Raw genomic sequence first — 21,550 nt, forward strand, 5'->3', positions numbered from 1 at the left:
TGGAGATTGCAATTTTATATGTATATTAAATAGCCACTTAGACTAATTATAAAGCGAGCGAATGGTAACATAGTGTGAACTTTAGGCAAGCAAGTGGGAAGAAAAATCTCCATGTCTTTAGGCGTATTGTGGCGCCAGATGAGCGCACCACAATACAAAGCGACAAACAGTATGAGTGCTACTGCCCATCCTGTCCGTGCCAGTCCCAGTTGGGATAAAATGTGCCATTTACCGTGGCATTGAGGCCAGAAATAATAGAGTTGGGTTTATCGACAGATTGCCACCCGCTTGCATAGGCGTTTTTAAGTTCAAAAACCACATTGCCCCAAAGCCAGTAAGGACCGGTAATGGAGGACTGATTGTAAGCTGCAAACAGGGTCTGACCGCCCATCATGATTTCCTTAACGGTACTTTGGTTGTCAACTTCTGCAACGGCTTTGCTCCAGATTTTGAGCAACTTAATACTGGATTGATTGTCGCCCAGAAAATACCCGTTACCAGAGACTTCGACGTCGTTAAACTGATTGCTGCTGGTCGTTCGGGCCATTGATGTGTCCAAGACGTTAAGTGCAACCTGTTGATTTCAATCCATTAGATTTGCCACTGAACTCCCTGAGACCCGAAGCTGAAAGCTGTTTTGGTTCCTGGCAAACAGGGTACTATTATCATCAGTAACAAAGGGGTAAAACGGTGCTTTTGGGTTGAACACGTAGGCTGTTTTCAGGCCATCAATGGTGACAGTGGCATTGGCTTCAATGCGCAGCACCCGGGCCTTATCCGGCGTATCAATAGTAAAGTTTCTGAGTGACGATACAGCTGAACTGACGACAATGGCTGTTTTTTGTTGATGTGAAGCGTGCAGTGAGATGGTTGCGTTGTCCTGAGCACTGCCTGTTAGCGTGATTCCGTCTCGCTCAATGAGGATCGGTCCGTCACATTGTCCGGAAAACTCAACAGTCATCTCAAGCGATAATGAATGAAGATAATCAAGCATACGCCTGAGTGCCTGTGGATCATTGTGGCAGTTGACGATGATTTGGTGATAACTGTTCAGTTCAACCTCATTATTGTGCTCTGCAATTAGCTGCTGTGCCGAAACACTGCAAGCTGAAATGCACAACGGCGTGATGATCCTCGCGAGTAAGTTTAGTGGTTTCATTCCTGTGACCTTACATGTTGCTTTAATGAAAATAAAATGTAGCTTTTGATGTGTTTTTGGTCAATTGATTTTACTAATTTGATTGCCAGTGCTTGCACACTAACCTGGTACAGGAAAATATAATGAGTAATGTCAGAAGGCTATGCCGGGGTGATACACCCGGCATAGTGCAATATGTCTGGTTAGTTCATAAGCTGACGGATGAATTTGACCGGGGCGCTGCCATAGCTCAGAAATTGCTCATGGAATGCTTTGAGGTTGAAGTCGTCCTGCAGTTTTGTCTTTTGCTCTTCGCGAAGGTCGTAAATTTCACGAAACCCACTGTAATAACTGGTTAACTGTACCTGACTCAGTGTTGCGCGTCGCCACTTGCCTTCTGCTTCTGCCTGCTCCTGGAAAGCCCCATTCATGAGTAGATCTAAGCCCTGTTCTTTGCTGATCCCTTTAACCTGAATGCCGTAATCCAAAATGGTGTTACAGATCACACGAAGGTTCCATTTATAGTACATCAGCCACATTTCTGGCTCGAAATTACCATAGCCCTCTTCAAGCATCATGCGTTCTGTATACACAGCCCAGCCTTCAACCATGGCGCCGTTACCGAAGATACTTTTGACCAGAGATGGAGAGGTATTGGAATAAACAAGCTGAGTGTAGTGGCCTGGTACTGCTTCATGAATGTTGAGGATCTGCAATATCCAGTGGTTGTATTCACGTAATAAAGAGCCAGCCTGCTCATCAGTCAGACCGTCGAGTGGCTCCACGTTGTAATACGTGTTTTCTTTTGTCTCATAAGGACCCGGTGCCGAAATGGATGCCAGCGCAAAACCCTGCATGTAGTCTGGAGTCTGACGAACTACCAGAGGTTTTTCCGGATCTAAAGTTAACAAGTCCTTCTCCATGACAAAGCGTTCCAGTTCCGGGATCTGGCGTTTGATTTCATCTACAAACTGAGACTTATCGACATGGCGCTGAGACAGGTGCTTTATCAGTGTCGCAATGGCTTGGCTGTCATCTTCAGGGCGTGCGGTTTGCGGGAAGTATTTCGGCCAAAGCTGCTTAGTCAGCGTGACCATTTCCGCAGTGACCCGTGCTTTGTCGGCAAGTGCTTTTTCATACATCTGTTTAGCGGTGTAGCCCGACTGGATATCAAAAGCAAACTTCTCTTCATAGAGCGCTTCACCAATCCGAAAACTGCGTGCTTTACCGGTTTTCAGCATTTCCAGCTCAAGCCCTGACAGGAAATCTATGTAGCCGTTAATTGCGGTTTTAGCGTTGGCAAAGCGCTGTTTAAACTGCGCTTTTTCCTGTGCACTGAAAGAAGAGAGTGCATCTGCACGAGTGAGCAAATCATCGGTTAGTACGCTAAATGCCCCTTTATTCTGCTGGATCCCTAGTTGAGTGTATTCTTGCGTCGGATCATCAATGTTGGCCTGTGCGGCACGGTAATAGTCAGGGACGTATTGTAGCCGATTAAGGACCTGACGGAGCTTTTGTTCTTCGGATTTAAAGCGACTGTTTAGAATGTTTGCAAAACCGTATGACACATTGTAACTGCTCGGATCCCACTGCCAGCGTTTGAATTTTTCCTGATCCCAGCGGGTACTTTTTAATTCGTTTTCAATCAGGTAATAATCAATTTTCAGATTGTCGCTGAGTTTTTCTGGATCAAATGAATGCAGCTTGGCCAGCTGGGCATCGATGAAAGTTAGATTTGCTGCGCGATTTGCCGCATCGGGAATGGTGATCACATCATCGTATTTGCCGTATCCACGATATACGGACAGCTCGGGATATTGTTGCCATAATTGTTCGATAAACTGGTCTGAAAAGGTTTTAAAAGCGGCATCTTGTTGCTGTTGGCTGGTTACTGAGGCCATTGATTGTGTCTGTGATTGGTCTTGAGTCTGAGCGCAGCCTGCAAGGGTAAAGATGGTCGCCAGAGAAAGGCTGATCACCGTTTTTTTCATTCGCTTGTTCCTTTTATATGGTTTTTCTTATCATAACAAGATTTAACTGCCTTTGCCTGCACCGGGCTATCAATAAGGACAGCTCCTGTGCCTGCCTGAGCCATTACATCTTCCGGGTTGTACATGGGACAGCGGCTCATGGATAAACAGCCACACCCTATGCAGCCATCCACCATGTCACGGACACGTTGCATGTAGGCGATTTTTTCATCCAACTTTGCCTGCCATTGTCTGGACATATTTGCCCAGTCTTGTTTACTTGGGGTATCGCTGTGTGGCAATGCCATCAGCGTCTCTTTGATTTCAGCCAGAGTGATCCCCATTTTTTGTCCCGCTTTAATAATGGCTATGCGGCGTAAGACATCTTTTTTGTATCGTCTTTGATTTCCGGTATTACGCCAGCTGCGGATCAGGCCTTTGTTTTCATAGAAGTGAAGTGCTGACACTGCGACGTCTGCACGTTTCGCGACCTGTCCGACACTGAGTCTAGGTTCGTCCCGCTCCGGTTTATTGTTTGTCGTCATTGTTTTGCTTTACCTGAATCTTGGTTGAGGTTTTAGACTAACAGCAAATAATACAATGGAGAACCACTATGAAATCAGTCATTTTATACTCAAGTTCAAAAAAATATGGGAATACTGCGCATTCGGTACAAACGTTGGCACCAGAATTACAAGCTGATTGTATTTATCTCGATGATTATGAAATTAATGACTATTGCTATAATCACACCAATAGTGATGATGGTTTTCGCACCTTGTTTCGTCGCTTACTGAACTATGATCATATTGTTTTTGCGTCGCCAGTTTACTGGTATGCAATGACGCCCAGAATGAAGGCATTCTTTGACCGTATCACCGAGTTTATGGATGACGAAGCACTGCAGCCAGAATTGAGAAAGCTGCGTAATAAAAGGTTTTCGATACTTTCAAATTCGATTAAAGGAGCTGCACCAAAGTGCTTTATTGAGGTATTCCAAAGAACCTGTGAATACCTGGGTATGATCTGCCACAGTCAAATTCATCATCAGTATCCGTTTGAGGGAGACAAATAAAAAATGAATTTTTCTGGTTAAAAAATAGGCGTTAATTATTTCATTAAACTAAACTGTCATTGCTGTGTCACGGAGAACCGATTGTCAGGCTCTGTGCATAGCAATATCAGTAACCGTCGAAACCAGGAATTACCCATGAAGATATACAAGCTGCGCAACTGGCTTGTTATATTGTCAGTTTTCATTCTTGCCTCCTGCCTGGGAGACGATGACGACGACAATACTAAAACGCCAGACACAACTGCACAAACCACAGAAATCAAAGTGAGCCCGGCTTTGGGGCTAACCCGAAATGCCACAGTCAGGCTTGTTCTACTTGCCAATAATACGCCAATTGAAGGGGCTACCGGTAACACCGGAGAGTCCGGCGTTGCAACCATATCGCTTTCGTCAGCAATTACCGAGCCCTTTATTGTCGAGGTAATTGGCGGAGGAAACGCTGAATACTTTGATGAGGCCAAAGGTACCTTTCTGGCTTTACCGGCTGATGCCACGCTACGTGCTGTTCTGGGGGCTTTTCAGTCTGAAGTTGGGGTCACAACACTGACCGAAATTGCTGCAACAGCCATATTGAATACAGGGGCCACAAGTACCTCAGCCATTGAGTTGGTCAATGAGCAGGTGCGTGTCGCCCTGGCTCCGGCTCTGACCGACATAACCGCTCCACCTCAGTTAATCGGTGCGAACAGCGGTGTGACCGCAAGTAGTGATCAGGCAGGAATATATGCTGTTTCTCTTGCCGCACTGGCTCAGCTCGGTGATTCGTCGAGTTCACCGGCATTAGCCATTGTTGATGCATTACGTGCTGACTTTCTGGATTTAACGATTGACGGAAAGGTTGGCGATAAAGTGTTCGAATCACCTTTGTACAACGCCAGTAATTTTATCAGTGAATATACCAGTGCCATTCAGGCATACGCACAACAGGTAGGGTTAACAGCTGACCTCAATACAACTTTTTCTTTGGACAACATCAAGAAAACGCTTGAAGGGTTGGGTGACATTTTTGCCGGCTTGGATCTTGGCTCGCTTGAGCTGGACTTTGTGCCCGGCGGTTTATCTTCTGGATCAGGAGGTGATTCAGGCGGTGACAATACCGGTGAAGGCAACACTTTGACCATCACAGGTACTTCGACCGTGGCGGGTGTCACGACAGAAATACCCAAAATCACTATCAATGACGTACCTGCGCCAGACCCCAATGATCTTGAAACCATCAAAAAGCAGATTGAGGATTCGCTTGTTCAACAAAGCCTGACAGTGAATGATCTGGTATTTGAATTGGTGAGCAGCTCAGCAACCGAAATTGTGGTCTCTGTGCGTTATTCAGTGACAACTCAGGGGGTAACTGTCTCATCTGATTTAACTTATACCTGGACGCTGACTGGCAATGACAATAATGACGTAATGCTGCCAGAAGTGCTCAAAGGCCAGGTATTCGAATTGATGTTTATGTTAGCGAATAACGGCAGCAGTTATGCCGACGGTCAGAAAGTTAAATTTACATTCTCAAGTTCAGGCATGATGTTTATAGACACCGATCCGGACGCAAACAATGGAGACGAAATGTCGCTTGATGGTGTGATGATGGAAGGATCTGAATATGTTTACAAAGACGATGGCGGGTTTATGTACAAGGTGTCTGTAACAGCAACAGGCATTAAGGAAATCAACTTGTTTACTATGGAAAATCAATTACTGGGTTCATTTATCGCTGCAGGTGTTACTAACCTGGACCTGGTAACCGCAAAAGCAGGAGAGTATAGAGTAACCGGAACCGGTCATACACGTGGCACTGTGGTGATAGGCTCAGATGGCGCTATCGACTTTGACACTGGTATCACTTACGCACAAAGCGACATAACAAGAATCGACGATCGTACCGGAGCAGAACTGGAAGAGCCTCGTATTCAGGTGAATTATGGACAGGATGATGATGGGCCAGTGATCAATCTGTTTTTGTCGCAAGACCGTATGCAGATCACCAGTATCCAGTACAGAATACGTTCGGAAGGCGTGGATGTCATGGTAACGGTTGAAGGCACAGTGACGGGGGGTGGTGGCGGTTAATCACTAAACTGAATGAGTAAAAGCGGGTGAAAACCCGCTTTTACCGTTATATAACAGCCCGAATCAGGCACGCTTGTTTAGTGTGCTTACCACTTAAACAGCTTACATCTTTGCTGGGTATTGCCCTGATAATTGGAGACAACCGTGTGTCCAACTTTTGACTCACGGATTGGGTCGACGCTGAATGTATTCATGTTAACGTCAATCGTACCGTTGCTGTCGAGCTTGTAAGACACTTGTAGCTTGGTACTGCCGATTTCAAACAGGCTTAAGAACTCATCGTTTAGCAGGTATTGATCAATGACAACGCCATTGTTTTCATCAATAGCATAATGGCCCAGGTTTTCGTTGATTGTCAGCAAGCTGTAATTGCGAACATTTTTACGCGCGCCTTCTCCATAAGTCACGATCCAGTCAGCTTTGTCGTCTACAGATGCGCCGACCTCAAGTGACATTGGAAATTGGTAAAGCGTTCCGCGAGCAGGTGAGATGACTTCGCACTGACCTTTGTAATAACCCTGCCACTGTTGTGGTGAAGCTTGTGCGGTTGCGCTCAGCATTGTTATTGTTGTGAGTGCTAAAGCAGATTTGATCATCTTATTCATACTATTTTCCTTTGTGATAGTGTTTACCCATTTAAGGTAAATGTAACTGGTTAAACTTGCAATACGGTGCGTAATGCTTTGTAAATAGGATGTCTTTTAAGTAGCCTGCTTGTATACTACCTGTTTGGGGACTTCGAAATCGGCAAAAGCTTGTTATGAATATCTGATCCATAACAACCACGCGCCATCGCTAAATACGAGGATGAATATGGTTACAAGAACGGTGCTGGGTTTACTACTTGCTTTGTGTATATCGCCAGCTCAGGCTCAGTCATTGGAGTTTGCCGGTGGTGCTGACCGAACCAATGTGATTGACGCAACAAAGTTACTGAGTCAGGCGCAGCAGTATCATCAGAGTGAGGTAACGGTGAAAGGCACAGTGACCAAAGTATGTAAAAAGCGTGGTTGCTGGATGACGCTGAATGTAGACAACACAGAGCAAATCACTGTAAAAGTACGTGATGGTGACATGGTATTTCCAATGTCGGCAGTGGGCAAAACTGCCTATGCAACAGGTCGGTTCGAAGTGTTTGAGCTGACATTGGAAAAATCGCGTAGGTATCTGGCTCACAAAGCCGAAGAAAATGGCGAAGTGTTTGATGCAGATGCGATACAGAAGCCGATCACTGTATACAGAATCAAGCCCCGCGCAGTCACGATCCTCTGAGAAAGCGCCGGATAGACTCCATAATGTTTCCACTGTTGTGTGCTGTACTTAGGTTTTACCTTTGCTATACCAAAAAGGCCACAATGTGACTGAAGACAGTAACTATGGGCTCAAGCCCGTTCCAGAGTCAGCCAGAAAAGGAGGCATTGCTTTATCCCTGCTGATGCTGGGACTCACATTTTTCTCCGCCAGTATGTGGACTGGAGGCACCCTGGGTACGGGGCTTTCATTTGATGATTTTTTTCTGGCAGTATTAGTCGGTAACTTATTGCTGGGTATATACACCTCTGCACTGGGTTATATAGGTGCATCCACCGGATTGTCTACTCATTTACTGGCACGATTTTCATTTGGTGTGAAGGGATCTTGGCTGCCTTCTATGCTTTTGGGCGGCACTCAGGTCGGCTGGTTTGGTGTTGGGGTGGCGATGTTTGCCATACCTGTCCACAAGGCAACAGGGTTCGATACCAATGTACTGATCATTTTGGCTGGCCTTGCAATGACCACAACGGTTTATTTCGGTATATCCGCTTTAATGGCGCTGTCTGTCCTTGCTGTGCCAGCGATTGCTTTGCTGGGAGGGTACTCCGTGTGGCTTGCTGTGCAAGAAGTTGGCGGGATCAGCGAGCTACAGTCACTGGTACCAGCAGATCCTATGCCTATGAGTGCTGCGATCGCATTGGTGGTTGGGTCGTTTATTTCAGCAGGTACGTTAACTGCCGACTTTGTGCGTTTTGCCCGCCGGCCCTCAAGTGCGGTGCTGATCACGCTAATTGCCTTTTTTCTGGGTAACAGCTTAATGTTCATTTTTGGCGCTGCCGGTGGTGCGGTAATGGGGGAATCTGACATTGCACAGGTGTTGATGCTGCAAGGTTTACTTATTCCCGCCATTGTGGTTTTAGGTCTGAACATTTGGACGACAAATGACAATGCATTGTATGCCTCAGGACTTGGTTTTGCGAATATCACCGGCTGGTCCAGTCGCAATCTGGCTGTGATCAATGGACTGATTGGCACACTCAGTGCGCTGTGGCTCTACAATCACTTTGTCAGTTGGCTTACTTTTTTGTCTGCGGCCATTCCGCCAATTGGTGGAGTGCTGATAGCCGATTATCTAATCAATAAACCGCGTTACCATGCATTTGAGCAAATGCAATGGCAAACTGTGCGTTGGAGTGCCATTGTTGCTGTCTTTGTGGGCGTGTTGCTTGGGCATCTGTTGCCTGGCATTGTCCCCCTAAATGCCGTGCTTTCGGCTGCACTCTGTTATTCGGTTGTTTCTCGGTGGGAGAGTCGTATTGCGCGATAACTGCAACTGAGTGTGCGTGCGGATTGATACCTAAAATGATACAATTCGTGTCCCTCACACTCTCATTTGGCACTCAATGGACGATACCGAAAAGTATTTTAATATTCGTGTAATACTACCGCTGTTAGCAAGTATTGTGGCAATTACTCCTTTAGCGATAGACATGTACCTGCCCGCAATGCTGGTGATAGCCGACAGCCTGGGTACAGACATGCCCCAGGTCCAGGTTTCGCTCAGTATTTATCTTGCCGGTTATGCTATTGGTATGATGGTATTTGGTCCTCTTGCAGATCAATTGGGCAGGCGAAAATTGGCATTATTTGGGCTGGGTGGTTTTGCTGTTAGCTCATTTTTAATCGCATTTAGCAGCGATGTTTCGCAACTATGGTTCTTGCGTGCAGCGCAGGCATTTACAGGCTCAGCGGCGACTGTAGTAGTGCCTGGGATCATACGACATATCTATCAGGCCAACACTGCAAAAGGTATGTCCTATGTCTCTATGATCATGATGGTCGCGCCCCTGATTGCCCCCAGTGTGGGGTCGGCCATTATGGGGTTGGCAAGCTGGCAGTGGATTTTTCTTACGCTGGCAAGTTATGCCATTGTGGTCATGATCCTCGCTTACTTCTATCTTGTGGAAGTGCCTATTTATAAAAGTGACAAGCGAGGTTTTCACTTGTTCCTGGATAGCTATGCAACGGTATTGGGTAAACGCAGTGCGTTGCCCGATATCCTGAGTTCTATGCTGGTATCTTTTGGCTTCTTTTGTTTTCTCACCTCTGTGTCCTTTGTTTATCTCGATTACTTTGGAGTATCTGAACAGCTTTTTGGGGTGCTGTTTGCCTTTAATGTTGTGGCGCTGATGTTGGGAAATTTTATTAATACAAGGCTAGTGCCCAAAGTGGGCTCACGCAAAATGTTGTACTACGGCCTGTTGCTTGGTTTGCTCAGTGCATCCGCGTTACTAATATTTAGCCTGATGGATTTGTCTTTGTATTACATTGTGCTGAGTATTGCGCCTTTGATGATGAGCTTGGGGGTCAGCGCAGCCAACGCAGATGCGCTCATTTTACTTGAGTTTGAGAAAAACTCGGGTACAGCGACGGCAGTGATCGGAACGCTCAGGTTTGGTAGCGGGGCTCTGGTAGGACCTTTGCTTGCCTTGCTCCATGCTAACAACACGGTTCCTTTTTCAGCAATGATGTTTGGTGCGGTTGCTATCACGGCTTTGGTTCAGGGTTGCCATTTTATTACGCATCGCCACAAATAACCTGTAAGATAAAAACGAAAATGCCAGCCCGGGTAAGGCTGGCATAACTTAATTGGTCTGTGAAATTGTCTGGATCACAGCTTATTGTTTACCAGTGCGTCTAATTCAGACAACGATGCCGCAATTTTTACACCAGGTACATTGGTACCTATGGTTGCTTCAAAAGAGCCTTCAACCGACGAGCGGAATGATGTAAAGCCGATGCGATATACACCACGTACCAGTGCTTCGGTCGGGTTATTCATCGACGTTGTTTTACGCAACAATGAGTTATAGCTAGCACCACTTGGATTCGCTGGCAATTCGCTGCTGTCATCATTACGCCCCAGGTTTTGCAGTACTTTCCCGCCGTCAGCAATGCTGCCGCTGTCTATGATGTTCATACGATCTAAGACGATATAGGTATCGAAAAACTTGTTGGCGTCCTTTGCCATACCTGGTTTAAAGTTTGCGTGAACAAAGTCTTTGTCACCAGGCGTAGCGACGGCAGGTGAAATCATTGAAACGCCAATTTCATCTACTGCTGCAGGCACCCAGACATACAGATAGTAAGTGTCTTTACCTTTATATTTACCCTCAGGCACAACAGATTTATCAACATAGCCAAAGTAGTTGCTGTAATTGGCATAAGGGAGACGTGCTTCAATCCCGGCTACACCTTCAGAGACAGAGCTTTTAAGGTGTGGACCAGTACTCATACAACCTGCAAGAGTGGTTAGCGCAATCAGAGGGAGGATCTTTCCGGTTAACTTCATTTTCATTGTGTTGACTCCATGTCACCATTTTAAATTCGTTCGAATTATAGGCATGTACTGGAGAAAGTAAAACAAATTTTTACGCATTTACCAGGATGACAAGATACGCTGACCCTCTTAAAATTTAACGAATGACAGAGCAATAATGCGTTGGGCAGGTATACGGTGATGACTGCTTTTTGCACTGAGGTTTAATAGCATTACCGGACACACAAGGCTGTTACCAATGCGACATATACGTCTGTAGCACACGAATTTGCACCTAGCGAACAAGTTTAAATTGTTGAATTTGGCGATTTAGCTGGAGTGACATTTCACTGAGCTGAGAAGCATATTGTAAATTGGTTTCCGAGTTGCTTAAAAACTGACTGGAAGCATCCTGTATATTGTTGGTGTTCTGACGTATGTCATTGGTCATGGCCGATTGCTGCTCGGCGGCTGTGGCTATTTGTGATGCCATGGCATTGATATCGCTGATAAGATTGGCGATATCCCGAAAGCTGCGGGATGCATTGCTGGCGTCATCGACACTGGCCGAGGTTAGTTCGTAGCACTGGTTCATGGTCTCAACGGCAGAGTGAGACGTTGATTGCAAGGTATTGATCATTGCAGAGATCTCTTCTGTTGAGGCGTGGGTGCGCTGCGACAGTACCCTCACTTCATCGGCCACGACTGCAAAACCACGGCCCTGCTCACCGGCCCGGGCGGCTTCAATGGCCGCGTTTAGCGCAAGCAGATTGGTTTGCTCCGAGATCCCCCGAATGGTCGCTACAATAGTACTAATTTGCTGACTACTTTGCTCCAGCTGGTCGAGCACCTTAGTGGCATCTTTGACCCTGGATGACAGTGAATCTATGGTTTGTTCAAACTTGCTCGCCAACGTCTGGCCTGTACGGCTGCTTTCTACAGCTTCACGCAGCGAAGAGGCTGTTTGTTCGGCGTTGCTCGCTATTTCCCCGGTTGCGAATGTCATTTGCTCGACGGCGGATGATATTTTAACGATCTCAGATTGTTGCTCCTGTGCTGCCTGAGCACTGCTTTGTGCCTGAGAGGTGGTGTCTTCAGCTTGTTTGGTAAGCGCTACAGCTGTGTTTGCCGTATCGAGTAAGGTATTGTTTAGTCTGTCAAAAAAGCCATTAACAATGCGCGACAAGTTGGTTTCTTCCGCCGCTTCTATGCGGTCTGTTAAGTCACCGTCTGCGCCTTTTTGCACCAGGCCTATCACCTGACTGGAAGCAACAAATTTAATATTGCCATCAAGAATATAGTAGATGGCAATGGCTGCGCCTATCAGGGCAATTACAATATGGTACAGCAAAGGCGCGATCAGCCCCCAAGTGGTTTGCTCACCCCAGGAGAAAATAATAATGGGCGTGCCCCATAATTGTGCGCCAATGCTCTGACAGTAGGTCAGAGTGAGATGGTGGGCAACGGTCACACCAATGAGGGCCACTAAGGGCATGACATCCCGGTAGCGAATCAATATTGTAAAGTTAAGAAAGAAAATAAAATGACCTTCGCCCAGACCATTCGCCTGTTGAATGGTAATGGCCATCATCGCAGTTAATCCGACCGCCATAATAATGCGAGTCATAAATGCACCTGGCATGGTTTTATATGCAGCGAGGCAAGTCGCAAAAACAATCCCGCCACCAAGGATACCCAGCATAAAGTAACCGTTTTGCCATGGTGTAAGCAGGGCCACCATAAAATAAAACGCCAGCAGGGTCATCAGCACTACTTTATCCGCGCGTTTAAAGTCCTCGTCAAACCTGGCTTTCATATAATCGCTGAGGTTATCGTCATAACAAATTAGCAGGTTTTTAAGCATGGTGTGCCTCGTTAATAAAGCTCATCTTGTAGCGTTTTAAAATCAAAGACGTCTGGATTGTAAGCCTTGACTATGCGCCATTGCTGTTGCGACCGGGCAAGCAGATAAGTGCGCCCCTGATGCCGGATAAGCTCGCCATCTTGCTGAATATTTAAGCCAAAATCTCGGCTCAGTTGAGAAAGAGATGCTCCAACGGCATGGACGCCAGAAAAAGCGCTATGATAAGAGCGAGCATGCCGCTGTGCCTGTTGCGTTGAACTATTCTTGTCAATATCAACAAACACCACCTGCGGCCATTGGTCTTGTCGCCCAGTATTTTCTAGTAAACTTTTTAAAATCAGCAATGTAGTGGGGCACACACCACCGCAATGGCTAAAGCCAAAGAACACCACCGCTTTATCGCTACCCGAGTGCTCTAAAAAAGGCGCTTCCACTGTGCGATTACTTTCAAGCGGTACAAATGGCAGCCCAAAAATAACCCCCAGCAGCAGGCAAAGCAGCAACACCATAAACGATGATTTCAGCATAGCGCTATTAACAACAAGGCCTTGATCTATGAACCATTAGTAAACTGTAGACAGTAAATGGATAGGCAGCAAATGATTTACCTTTTTGCACATCTTTGGGTAAAATAATATTTCTTTGAAGTGGAAATTAGATTAAAATACCCATAATGGCAACAAAAGGAGTTTGTTCAGACAGTTTCACCTGTACTGCATTGCTCCTTACTCCTCACAAGAAGTAATTGTACAAGTGGAAAATAATAATATCTCCTCTTCCTTTCAGAGTGGTCTACTGAGTCTGCCTCTCGTCGCTCGATTACTTCAAAAGTCAATTGATCCCTCCCAATTGTTACATGAGTTTGACCCTGAGGTTGAGTCACACCCTGAGCTGATTGATACGCAGTTACAGCGTGCCGCTAAAAGTATCGGTTTTAAGTCAAAAAGCGACCAAACAAATATCGAAAAGATAGATGGCAAAGTTTTCCCCATTTTTGCTCTGTACCTTGATGGTCACTATTTTGTGGTTGCAAAGCCACAGCAGATGCAACTGAAGCGGGGTTGTCTAGATGCGCTGACCGAAGGTCACTACTTATTGCTAACACCACGAAGTGTATTACTTAAGGCGAATAATTATAGGTTTACAATGATTTTAATAAATAAAATATACGGTTCTTTTGTTTTTTTAGTTGGTCTGCTAGATAAATACAGATATTGGCTTTTATGGGTTGTTATATTTTCTCCTGTTCTAATACCAGTTGATAAAGAGTATCCAATCGTTCAAAGAGAAGTTATCTATGATTACTTTGAAATGAAAGACTCAAGGTTTGATGCTGGCGTATATGGCTATATAGCTGGGGAAAAGAAAGTTTGGAACATTTCAAGCGCTGAAACTTATCTCTTGTCTGGGTTGAAAAAAGGTCAGGTAGTATTGATAAAGTCAGAAATGTGTAATGAGAAAAACCACTGTGGTCTTATTTTGAAGTTGCAGCATGGGACACGAGTTTTAATAGATAGGTAGTTTATGATTTTACTTTTTAAGTAATGAAATTGGTTGTGAAGATTATTCGAGTTTTTGCAAAGAAGTTTTAATTTTTGTTCTGGTTTTAATGGGGGCTTGTGGTGAGGTGTGGGACGTGGTTTTTATTTTTTATGTAGATCTTGGGTTTTGATTTATAACCGATTTAAATTTTGTGGTTTTATGGTGATGAAAAAAATAGTTCCGATTTCGATGTTTTATAACTTTTATTATTTGTGTTCTTTTGTTTTGCTTGTTTCTTTTTTGGTTTTGGGCTTCTATTCTTTGCCTTGGTTTCATGCTTTGTCATTTTTCGTTCCCTTCTTTTCTTTGAAAGTAATGGGGTTTTATTATGATGGGGGGATTAGGTTTTTTTATCTTTTTAGATTTTTGGTTGTTTTGATTTTGTTGCTTTTTTATTCTTATTATTGGGTTGGTGATAGTGACGAAAAAGTCAGTTTTGAAGCGCTTCTCACTGTAATGCTTATATTGCCTTCTATTTATGTTATTTTTCATGCTTTTTTCGATTCGCTTTTTTGTAAAGATAGTTAATACGGAATTTTAAACGTTTTTTTGCACCAATAATAAAAGGGTTGGTTGTAAAATATACATCAAAGAGGGCGCGATGATGGGGTCTGTGAAAGTAGAAAACCTGTAATGCCGGTACGCTGCCAGACATGACTCCAGTTGGCTACCTTGAGGCTGCATAATTCTACTAATGAGCTGTACTAGGTTGGGTGGAGTTGCACACTCTATCGTAGAGTAGTTAACGTTGTTTCGTTTTCATAGAAAAAAGGCTTGCCAATCTGGCAAACCTTTTGTCTTTTAAACCATAAAAAACAGCAGTTTATTTATTCTGCTCTTTCACCGCTTTTAATTTGGCAGCATGGTCAATTTCATACGCTGGCATGTCTTTGTTGCCGTGGATCAGGTAGTTATCCATCCAGCGCATTAAGCGCAGGCTGTAGTCGTACTGAGCAGCAACTTTGCGGTTACCATGGCCTTCGCCCGGGTAGTAAACTAGACGTACGTCTTTGTCTTGTACCTTCATATAGCGGTACAGTTCCATAGACTGAGCTGGGTGAACGCGCGGATCGTCTTTACCATGCATGATCAACAGTGGGGTTTTCGACTGGCCAGCCCAGTAAATTGGGCTGCGCTCAAGATACCACTGCCATTTCTGCCATGGGTAAGAGCGGGCATGTACCAGGAACATTTCGTTTGAAATATCGGTCGTACCAAACTTAGACAGCTGGTTGGTCACACCTACAAACATCACACTGGCTGCAAAGTGCTCGGTCAGTTTAGTTGCGCCCCAGGCAGACGCGTAACCACCGTAAGAGCCACCTGTGATACCAACACGCTTGGTGTCAACCAGGCCCATGTTAACCAGGTACTCTTTCATGTCGACCAGATCGTCAAACTCTTTGCCAGCATAGTCGCCCTGGCCCAGTTTAGAGTAGTCCACGCCTTTGCCCGTTGAACCACGATAGTTCGGGTAGAATACGGCATAGCCGCGTGCCGCACCCATTTGACCTGGATCTGAGTAGCTGGTCAGCCAGCCATTTCTGTCGTGACTTTCTGGGCCACCGTGTACCGCCATGATCAGAGGGTAACGTTTGCCTTCCTGATAATCCAGTGGGTAGATAAGTACACCACCAATCTCAACACCGTCACGGGCTTTGAAGTTAATCGCTTCTTGTTTCGCCAGGCGCTTGTTGTTCAACCAGGGGTTTGAATCGGTTAAACGAGTTGGTTTTTTGGAACGGACCATGAACACTTCGCTTGGGTGTTTCGGGCTTTCAGCACGTACACCAATGGTCTTGTCTGAATCTGAAACAGACAGGCTGTGCGCGATGAACTTGCCTTCTTTAACCAGCTTTTTGTATTTGCTTGAACCTACTTTGACCTGGCCAATGAAAGTTTCAACGCCTACATCGGCAATGAAGTTCAGTACGTTTTTGCGGTTTGACCACTCGAAGTCTTTGAAGTGGCCCATAAAGTTAGGGATCCACTCTTCTACTTTTCCGGTTTTAGCATTGGCCAGGAATAAACGGCCTTTGGCCGGGTCGTGTTTGTCTTCGGCGCCTAAAATGGCAATGTATTTACCATCGTGTGAGAATTCCGCTTCACCCAGCTTACCTTCGGTTTTAAACGAGGTGGTGATTTTCTGCGTTGCCACATCCATCACATGCCACTGCGACTTCATATACTGATCATCAATTAGCGCCGTTGGCTGGGTTTTTACCAATAACTTGCTGGCATCGTCAGACCAGTTGATGTCGCTGACGTAACCCTCGACAGGCATCACGGCAGGCGTCAGAGGTTTATTGGTCTGTACCAGGTCCACTAAATGTAGCTGTTTGTTTTTCAGGCCCAGCTCATACACTTCAGCCATAAAGCCCAGCTTTTTAAGCTCTTTCTCGCTTGCATCTTTGGCCGGCATAGCCAGAATTGCAACCTGCTTGCCGTTCGGGCTAAGACGGTACTTATTGATTGAAGTGCCTTTGAGCGACAATACTTTTTGGGCTTCACCGCCGTCTACCGCAATGCGATATAGCGAGGTGAATTTGTCTTCTTTTTTCTTGGCTGTGAAGTAAATGAATTTGCCATCTGCTGACCACTCAATTTTGCCTACGTTGATTTTGCCTGTAATAAAAGGGACTTCATTGCCTTCGTCATCAACCACATACAGCTCGCTGTAGTTTTTACCGTTGCTGTCTACATACAGCTCACGTGGTACGGAGCGACGAAATGCAACCGATTCGCCATCCGGGCTCACTGCTGTTTGAATAACGCGTTGAATAGTAGGAATATCTTCAACTGTGATTGTATCTTTTGCCGATGCGGCAAAGGTGCTGGCACTGGCAAGACCAATGGCGAGCGCGAGGGTAGTTTTTATAAGCTTCATAAATGTTCTCTGGATTACACTTTTTATAAACTAGACCGCAAGGTGTAGTGCTACTGGGCCACATTTTACGTTAGCATAGATTGAAAACCAGTGTTTGCGATTAACCGTCAGCTTTATGGGACAAATAATTGCGACATATCAACTAAATGACATCTTTTAATGCTGGGGGCCACAATGTCACAGTCACAGGAACATCCTTTGGACACTAAAGTACCACCTTTGGTCGTTCTCCTGCTTCATATGCTCTTGAGCTGGGGGCTGGTCCAGATGATCGGGCACGGTACTGTGTCTGAGCCACTCAAAATTGGTGGCACTTTGGTGCTGAGCGCGATAGGCGTTGTCGTGGCTCTGGCGGGTGTTTGGGCCTTTCGTCGTCATAATACCAGTGTAGATCCGGTGCATCTAGATAAAGCATCGACATTGGTGACTGGCGGCATTTACCATTTTACCCGTAACCCTATGTATGTGGGGTTTCTGTGCCTGCTGGTTGCACAAAACTGGTATCTGGTATCACCTGCTGGTGCACTCGCAGTATTGAGCTTTATCGGTTATATGACTCGCTTTCAGATCAAACCAGAGGAGCGCTTTTTACTAGAAGCCTATGGCCAGGCATACCGGGACTTTCTGAGCACAACCCGTCGCTGGATTTAGACCGGTTGCTTTGATTTTGCGGATAACGGCTGGGGTGTCTCCTGGCAAAACCAGGAGACCGGTAAAATCACAGACTTTTCTTCGGTGGCAACGCCACATTGGCAAAGATAAGACCTGCAATTAAAGACATAAAGATCAAAAAGGTTTGCTGGCCGATGTGGTCGGCGGCAACAAAGCTCTGACCCTCAATCAGTGAGTTCAGGCCAATGTAAGTTTTGGAGCCAGGTACCAGTACAATTAACCCCTGCATAGCGACAATCGAAGCTGGTGCATTGACTGTGCGGTTAAACACATTACTAAATACGCCCACGGCAAAAGCACCGACAAAGGTGCCCAGTGAGTAGTCCAGATAGACCGCTGACCCTATACTGGCAGCATAGGCAATAAAGCCCGACGCAATAGACCAGCTGGCGTGCTTAAGCTTAGTGCGGAAAATCACAATCAGGCTGCTACACAGCAGTAAAATTGCCATCCAGGCCGTCCATTTGGGGAGCGGATCGGGTTGTACATAGTCGCTCTGGCCAAACAGGAAAAAGCCAATACTGATACCCAGAAACGCACCAAAATACAGCTTAAACAACAGCATGATGGCATCCATAACCCGTGCAGTACCCGATACCAGGTGACGAGCTGATAATTCTGCAAACCCTAGTGCCAATGCTAATCCCGGAATGAATACTATGATGGCAGAGAGCACCACAAGGCGAATGTTCACCATGGGATCCAGATAGGATGAAATGGCACAGGCCGCCAGCGCGGACACTATCGCAACTACCGGCTCCAGCATATGGGTTACCCGCTTAGAGCGCGTGGACCACAGCACAAAGAGAAATACCAGGATAGACAACACCGCAGACCACAGCACATCATTCCAGCTGGTCCCCATCAACATAGCAAACGCGCCGCCAGACACTGCAAATGCAAAACCTGTCAGCAAGCGCCCATAGGGGTCTTTTGCTTTGGTGATCGCATCCAGATTCTGATCTGCCTGCTCTATACTCAGTTCACCCGCCAACATACGATTGACCACATCGTCGGTATCAGCAAGCGAGCCCAGGTTATGATCACCTGGCTCAACGCGAGCAACATGGGTGTACTCGTCTTCATGTCCTTCAGTCCAGATCACAAAAGTGACCGAAGTCGGTGACATTACAAAGGACGATTTAAGGCCCAGGTGGGTAGCAACCTCCATCAGGTGGGCTTCCAGACGATAAGCCGGAGTTCCGTATTGATGAAGCATTTTTCCTAATTTAACAATAAACTTGCGTTTTTGTGTAAAGGTGGCTGAATTCAACGGCGTGTAACCTAATAATAAGTGAAAATCGACAGCGATACAGTGAGTATGGAAGTCAACAGCTTGTCAGGCTTCCATACTGAGTTTAGGCAATAACCTAAATTGCCGCGAATTCTAACGGGTTCTCACGCAAATTCAACGCATTTTATTTGCATTTTTTGCTTCAATCCATTGGGACATGTATTGGGTACTACGAAGTGAGTGGTGACGCAGCATGCTACCGGTGAAATTAGCGCGCCTGTGCGCACTCAGATTATTTAATGTATTGATAATCTTTTGTTTTAAACCTTTTTCTAACGGCTGTTTGTCATAGCATGCCTGAAGCAGGGATTGACCGTTTTGCTGAGCCTGTTGATAGCGCACCTGATCCTGGTATAAAGCAACGGCTTCAGCCGCAAAGGTGTGTGGGCAGTCGCTGATCGCGCCGTGCCAGGGCAAATCGCCATGCATGCCTTCGGCACCGATTTGAGTAGTCACACATGGGGTTTGAGTTATCATGGCTTCGAGCAGTTTGCCTTTGATCCCAGCCCCAAAGCGCAGTGGTGCAAGGCAAACTCTACTGTGTGCCATTACGCTCAGTGCATCATTCGCCCAGCCTTTGATTAAAAAGCCTGTTTTTGGATTATGCAGAGCGGTCGCCTTAGGTGGTGGGTAAGAACCGTATATATGTAGCTCCGCGTCTGGTAGCTGTTTGCGGATCATGGGCCAGATCTGCTGTAAGTAAAGCACGGCATCCCAGTTAGGAGCATGGCGAAAATTGCCTATGGTCATAAAGTGTTTGCGCTCATAGAAGTCAGGTAAATCAGAACTAAGCGCATTCAAATCGACCATAAAGGGAAGGTGATGTAACAACTCTGGAGCAACACTAAATTGTGTTGTGAGTAATTCGAGCTCATAGTCGGAAATAATCAGCGACAGATCGCAGCGCAGAATTGCCGCGATTTCACGTTTGGCTAATTCACTATCCAGTAAGCTATCCAGTGTGAAAGCTTGCTGTGCCTTGTGCGCCGCATGGCGCGCATTGCGCAGACATTGTAAGTCTTCTGTATCGAGGATTTTAAGCGCATCAGGGGCAAACTTATCGACCCGCCAGCCAAATTGCTCTTCCATCATAAAGCGGTCAAACATGACGATATCGGGCTTTAGTCGGGAAATATATTCATCGAAGCTGCTACAATTTAGCGCGATGGGCGTGCAAGTGATCTGTTCCTGACTTAAATCGGCCATATGCTCGGTTTGTTGAGCCGGGCTGGCAAATTCCACTTGCCAGTTTTGTGCGCGGAAAAAGCGCAGTAAGGACATCATATGACTGCCGGCGGCCGAGGAGTTCGGCTCCGGCCAGACATAACCAATTACTAAAACTTGTGTCATTTAAACTGAGGATTCTCTGAGTTGCAGCGATACATCGACTAAGGTGCGTACCGCGGGTTGTGATTTATTCATGATCTCTGCCAGTGCCTGACAGGTTCGTTTGCCAATGTCGTCTGCATCAATCCGTACTGATGACAGGGCTGGTTTCATTAACCTGGAGTCGGCCAGGTCGTCAAATCCGACAACTTTGATATCTTTGCCTGGTACCAGATCGTGTTCACGCATGGCTTCCATCACACCATAGGCGATAACGTCACTAAAGCACACCACGGCTTGAGTATCCGGTGCCTGGGCGTACAGGGCACTAAATGCCTCGCGGCCACCCTGGCGATTAGTTTGCGCAGCAATTTCGGGCATAGGTTGAGTCATCTGGCGCTGAGTCAGTGCACTGCGAAAACCTGCCAAACGCTCGTGGTAATCCGAGATATCAGGTGTTCCCCCCAAAAATGCCAGTCGTTCCAATCCCTGGTCGAGTAAATGCAGTGTTGCCAGGTGGGTGCCTTTTTGGTTATCAGGCAGAATACAGGGCGCATGGCTGTAGGGGATTTCCCGCATGATGTTAATGACCGGAAAGCCAGACTCAACGAGTTGATTGACCCATTCCATCGTGGTGCCAGGTGCGGGTACCATCACAAACGCGCTGACGTTGTACTCTTTAAGCGTGTTGACGACTTGCTGCTGACGTGCCAAATCTTCACTGGTATTAACCAGCATAGGCACCATCCCCAGTGCATAAATGTGTTTTTCCAGACCCACCGCCAGTTGTGCGGAATAGGGGTTAGTCAGGTCGTTGATCACCAAAGCGACCAGATTGGAGCGTTTGCTGCGCAAAGCTGCTGCATCACGATTGTACACATAACCTAACTTGGCGATTGCACCAAGCACCTTTTCCCGGCTTTTATCACTGACTTTGTCTGAATGTGTAAGGACCAGTGACACGGTGGACTTAGACACCTGCGCTTCTCTGGCGACATCGAAAATGGTTACTTTGTCCGGCTTTTTATTGTTGTTCATAATGGCCTGAATAACTGTTCAAACGGTTGACGAACGCTTAGTTTACCGTAACTTCGCGTCTGGATACACTTTATACTTGTCAGCAGTGATACGTAACTAAC

Annotated in this window: 20 protein-coding genes; 8 read left to right on the forward strand and 12 right to left on the reverse strand. The window is 46.1% G+C overall.

Going from position 1 to position 21,550, the window contains the following annotated elements:
* Positions 1 to 178 precede the first annotated feature (178 nt).
* The 4 genes from CWB99_RS13680 to soxR form a co-directional block, all read right to left on the reverse strand.
* Positions 179 to 547: a hypothetical protein gene (locus CWB99_RS13680; RefSeq protein ID WP_138551651.1), complete on the reverse strand. Its 369-nt coding sequence runs from the start codon at positions 545 to 547 to the stop codon at positions 179 to 181.
* Positions 548 to 583: 36 nt separating this feature from the next.
* Positions 584 to 1,159 (reverse strand): hypothetical protein, encoded by a 576-nt coding sequence (locus CWB99_RS13685; protein WP_138551652.1) that lies wholly within the window; start codon positions 1,157 to 1,159, stop codon positions 584 to 586.
* A gap of 182 nt (positions 1,160 to 1,341) precedes the next feature.
* Positions 1,342 to 3,129, reverse strand: a complete 1,788-nt coding sequence (locus tag CWB99_RS13690) for a DUF885 domain-containing protein (protein ID WP_138551653.1) — start codon at positions 3,127 to 3,129, stop codon at positions 1,342 to 1,344.
* Positions 3,126 to 3,653 carry a redox-sensitive transcriptional activator SoxR gene (soxR, locus tag CWB99_RS13695; protein WP_138551654.1) on the reverse strand — a complete coding sequence of 176 codons (528 nt, stop codon included), beginning with the start codon at positions 3,651 to 3,653 and terminating at the stop codon, positions 3,126 to 3,128. The genes CWB99_RS13690 and soxR overlap by 4 nt, the downstream gene beginning before the upstream one ends.
* A gap of 68 nt (positions 3,654 to 3,721) precedes the next feature.
* Here soxR and CWB99_RS13700 point away from each other — a divergent pair, with 68 nt between their 5' ends.
* Together CWB99_RS13700 and CWB99_RS13705 are read left to right on the forward strand one after the other, a co-directional pair.
* Positions 3,722 to 4,183: a flavodoxin family protein gene (locus tag CWB99_RS13700; RefSeq protein WP_138551655.1), complete on the forward strand. Its 462-nt coding sequence runs from the start codon at positions 3,722 to 3,724 to the stop codon at positions 4,181 to 4,183.
* Positions 4,184 to 4,318: 135 nt separating this feature from the next.
* Entirely contained in the window at positions 4,319 to 6,253 is a 1,935-nt protein-coding gene (locus CWB99_RS13705) for a hypothetical protein (protein WP_138551656.1), read from the forward strand.
* A gap of 86 nt (positions 6,254 to 6,339) precedes the next feature.
* Here the strand turns inward: CWB99_RS13705 and CWB99_RS13710 are convergent, their stop codons facing one another.
* Complete coding sequence (locus tag CWB99_RS13710; protein ID WP_138551657.1) at positions 6,340 to 6,858, reverse strand: hypothetical protein; 519 nt, start codon at positions 6,856 to 6,858, stop codon at positions 6,340 to 6,342.
* Positions 6,859 to 7,066: 208 nt separating this feature from the next.
* Here CWB99_RS13710 and CWB99_RS13715 point away from each other — a divergent pair, with 208 nt between their 5' ends.
* From CWB99_RS13715 to CWB99_RS13725, 3 genes are all read left to right on the forward strand, one after another.
* Positions 7,067 to 7,525, forward strand: a complete 459-nt coding sequence (locus CWB99_RS13715) for a DUF4920 domain-containing protein (protein WP_138551658.1) — start codon at positions 7,067 to 7,069, stop codon at positions 7,523 to 7,525.
* Positions 7,526 to 7,610: 85 nt separating this feature from the next.
* Positions 7,611 to 8,834, forward strand: a complete 1,224-nt coding sequence (codB, locus tag CWB99_RS13720) for a cytosine permease (protein WP_138551694.1) — start codon at positions 7,611 to 7,613, stop codon at positions 8,832 to 8,834.
* Between the two features lie 76 nt (positions 8,835 to 8,910).
* Positions 8,911 to 10,104 (forward strand): multidrug effflux MFS transporter, encoded by a 1,194-nt coding sequence (locus CWB99_RS13725; RefSeq protein ID WP_138551659.1) that lies wholly within the window; start codon positions 8,911 to 8,913, stop codon positions 10,102 to 10,104.
* Positions 10,105 to 10,178: 74 nt separating this feature from the next.
* On the opposite strand, the gene CWB99_RS13730 is transcribed toward CWB99_RS13725, so the two are convergent.
* From CWB99_RS13730 to CWB99_RS13740, 3 genes are all read right to left on the reverse strand, one after another.
* The gene (locus tag CWB99_RS13730) at positions 10,179 to 10,865 is read right to left on the reverse strand and encodes a LipL32 family surface lipoprotein (protein WP_138551660.1); all 687 of its coding nucleotides are present in this window, start codon (positions 10,863 to 10,865) and stop codon (positions 10,179 to 10,181) included.
* A 256-nt stretch (positions 10,866 to 11,121) separates the two neighbouring features.
* Positions 11,122 to 12,690 carry a methyl-accepting chemotaxis protein gene (locus CWB99_RS13735; RefSeq protein WP_138551661.1) on the reverse strand — a complete coding sequence of 523 codons (1,569 nt, stop codon included), beginning with the start codon at positions 12,688 to 12,690 and terminating at the stop codon, positions 11,122 to 11,124.
* Positions 12,691 to 12,701: 11 nt separating this feature from the next.
* Positions 12,702 to 13,217: an SCO family protein gene (locus CWB99_RS13740; protein ID WP_138551662.1), complete on the reverse strand. Its 516-nt coding sequence runs from the start codon at positions 13,215 to 13,217 to the stop codon at positions 12,702 to 12,704.
* A gap of 226 nt (positions 13,218 to 13,443) precedes the next feature.
* Here CWB99_RS13740 and CWB99_RS13745 point away from each other — a divergent pair, with 226 nt between their 5' ends.
* Both CWB99_RS13745 and CWB99_RS13750 read left to right on the forward strand, forming a co-directional pair.
* The gene (locus CWB99_RS13745) at positions 13,444 to 14,211 is read left to right on the forward strand and encodes a hypothetical protein (RefSeq protein ID WP_138551663.1); all 768 of its coding nucleotides are present in this window, start codon (positions 13,444 to 13,446) and stop codon (positions 14,209 to 14,211) included.
* Between the two features lie 186 nt (positions 14,212 to 14,397).
* Positions 14,398 to 14,760 carry a hypothetical protein gene (locus CWB99_RS13750; protein ID WP_171045339.1) on the forward strand — a complete coding sequence of 121 codons (363 nt, stop codon included), beginning with the start codon at positions 14,398 to 14,400 and terminating at the stop codon, positions 14,758 to 14,760.
* A gap of 295 nt (positions 14,761 to 15,055) precedes the next feature.
* Here CWB99_RS13750 and CWB99_RS13755 read toward each other — a convergent pair whose 3' ends face one another.
* Positions 15,056 to 17,119, reverse strand: coding sequence for a S9 family peptidase (locus CWB99_RS13755; RefSeq protein ID WP_138551665.1), 2,064 nt, complete (start codon positions 17,117 to 17,119; stop codon positions 15,056 to 15,058).
* Positions 17,120 to 17,293: 174 nt separating this feature from the next.
* On the opposite strand from CWB99_RS13755, the gene CWB99_RS13760 reads away from it, so the two are divergent.
* Positions 17,294 to 17,770: a methyltransferase family protein gene (locus CWB99_RS13760; RefSeq protein ID WP_171045340.1), complete on the forward strand. Its 477-nt coding sequence runs from the start codon at positions 17,294 to 17,296 to the stop codon at positions 17,768 to 17,770.
* Between the two features lie 67 nt (positions 17,771 to 17,837).
* Here CWB99_RS13760 and CWB99_RS13765 read toward each other — a convergent pair whose 3' ends face one another.
* The 3 genes from CWB99_RS13765 to CWB99_RS13775 all read right to left on the reverse strand — a co-directional run bounded on the left by CWB99_RS13765 (position 17,838) and on the right by CWB99_RS13775 (position 21,449).
* A complete protein-coding gene (locus tag CWB99_RS13765; protein WP_138551667.1) occupies positions 17,838 to 19,064 on the reverse strand; it encodes a threonine/serine ThrE exporter family protein in 1,227 nt (408 codons plus the stop codon).
* Between the two features lie 135 nt (positions 19,065 to 19,199).
* Positions 19,200 to 20,435 (reverse strand): glycosyltransferase, encoded by a 1,236-nt coding sequence (locus CWB99_RS13770; protein WP_138551668.1) that lies wholly within the window; start codon positions 20,433 to 20,435, stop codon positions 19,200 to 19,202.
* Complete coding sequence (locus CWB99_RS13775; RefSeq protein WP_138551669.1) at positions 20,436 to 21,449, reverse strand: LacI family DNA-binding transcriptional regulator; 1,014 nt, start codon at positions 21,447 to 21,449, stop codon at positions 20,436 to 20,438.
* Positions 21,450 to 21,550: the final 101 nt, after the last annotated feature.

This window comes from Pseudoalteromonas rubra (assembly GCF_005887095.1).
GTDB lineage: Bacteria > Pseudomonadota > Gammaproteobacteria > Enterobacterales > Alteromonadaceae > Pseudoalteromonas > Pseudoalteromonas rubra_E.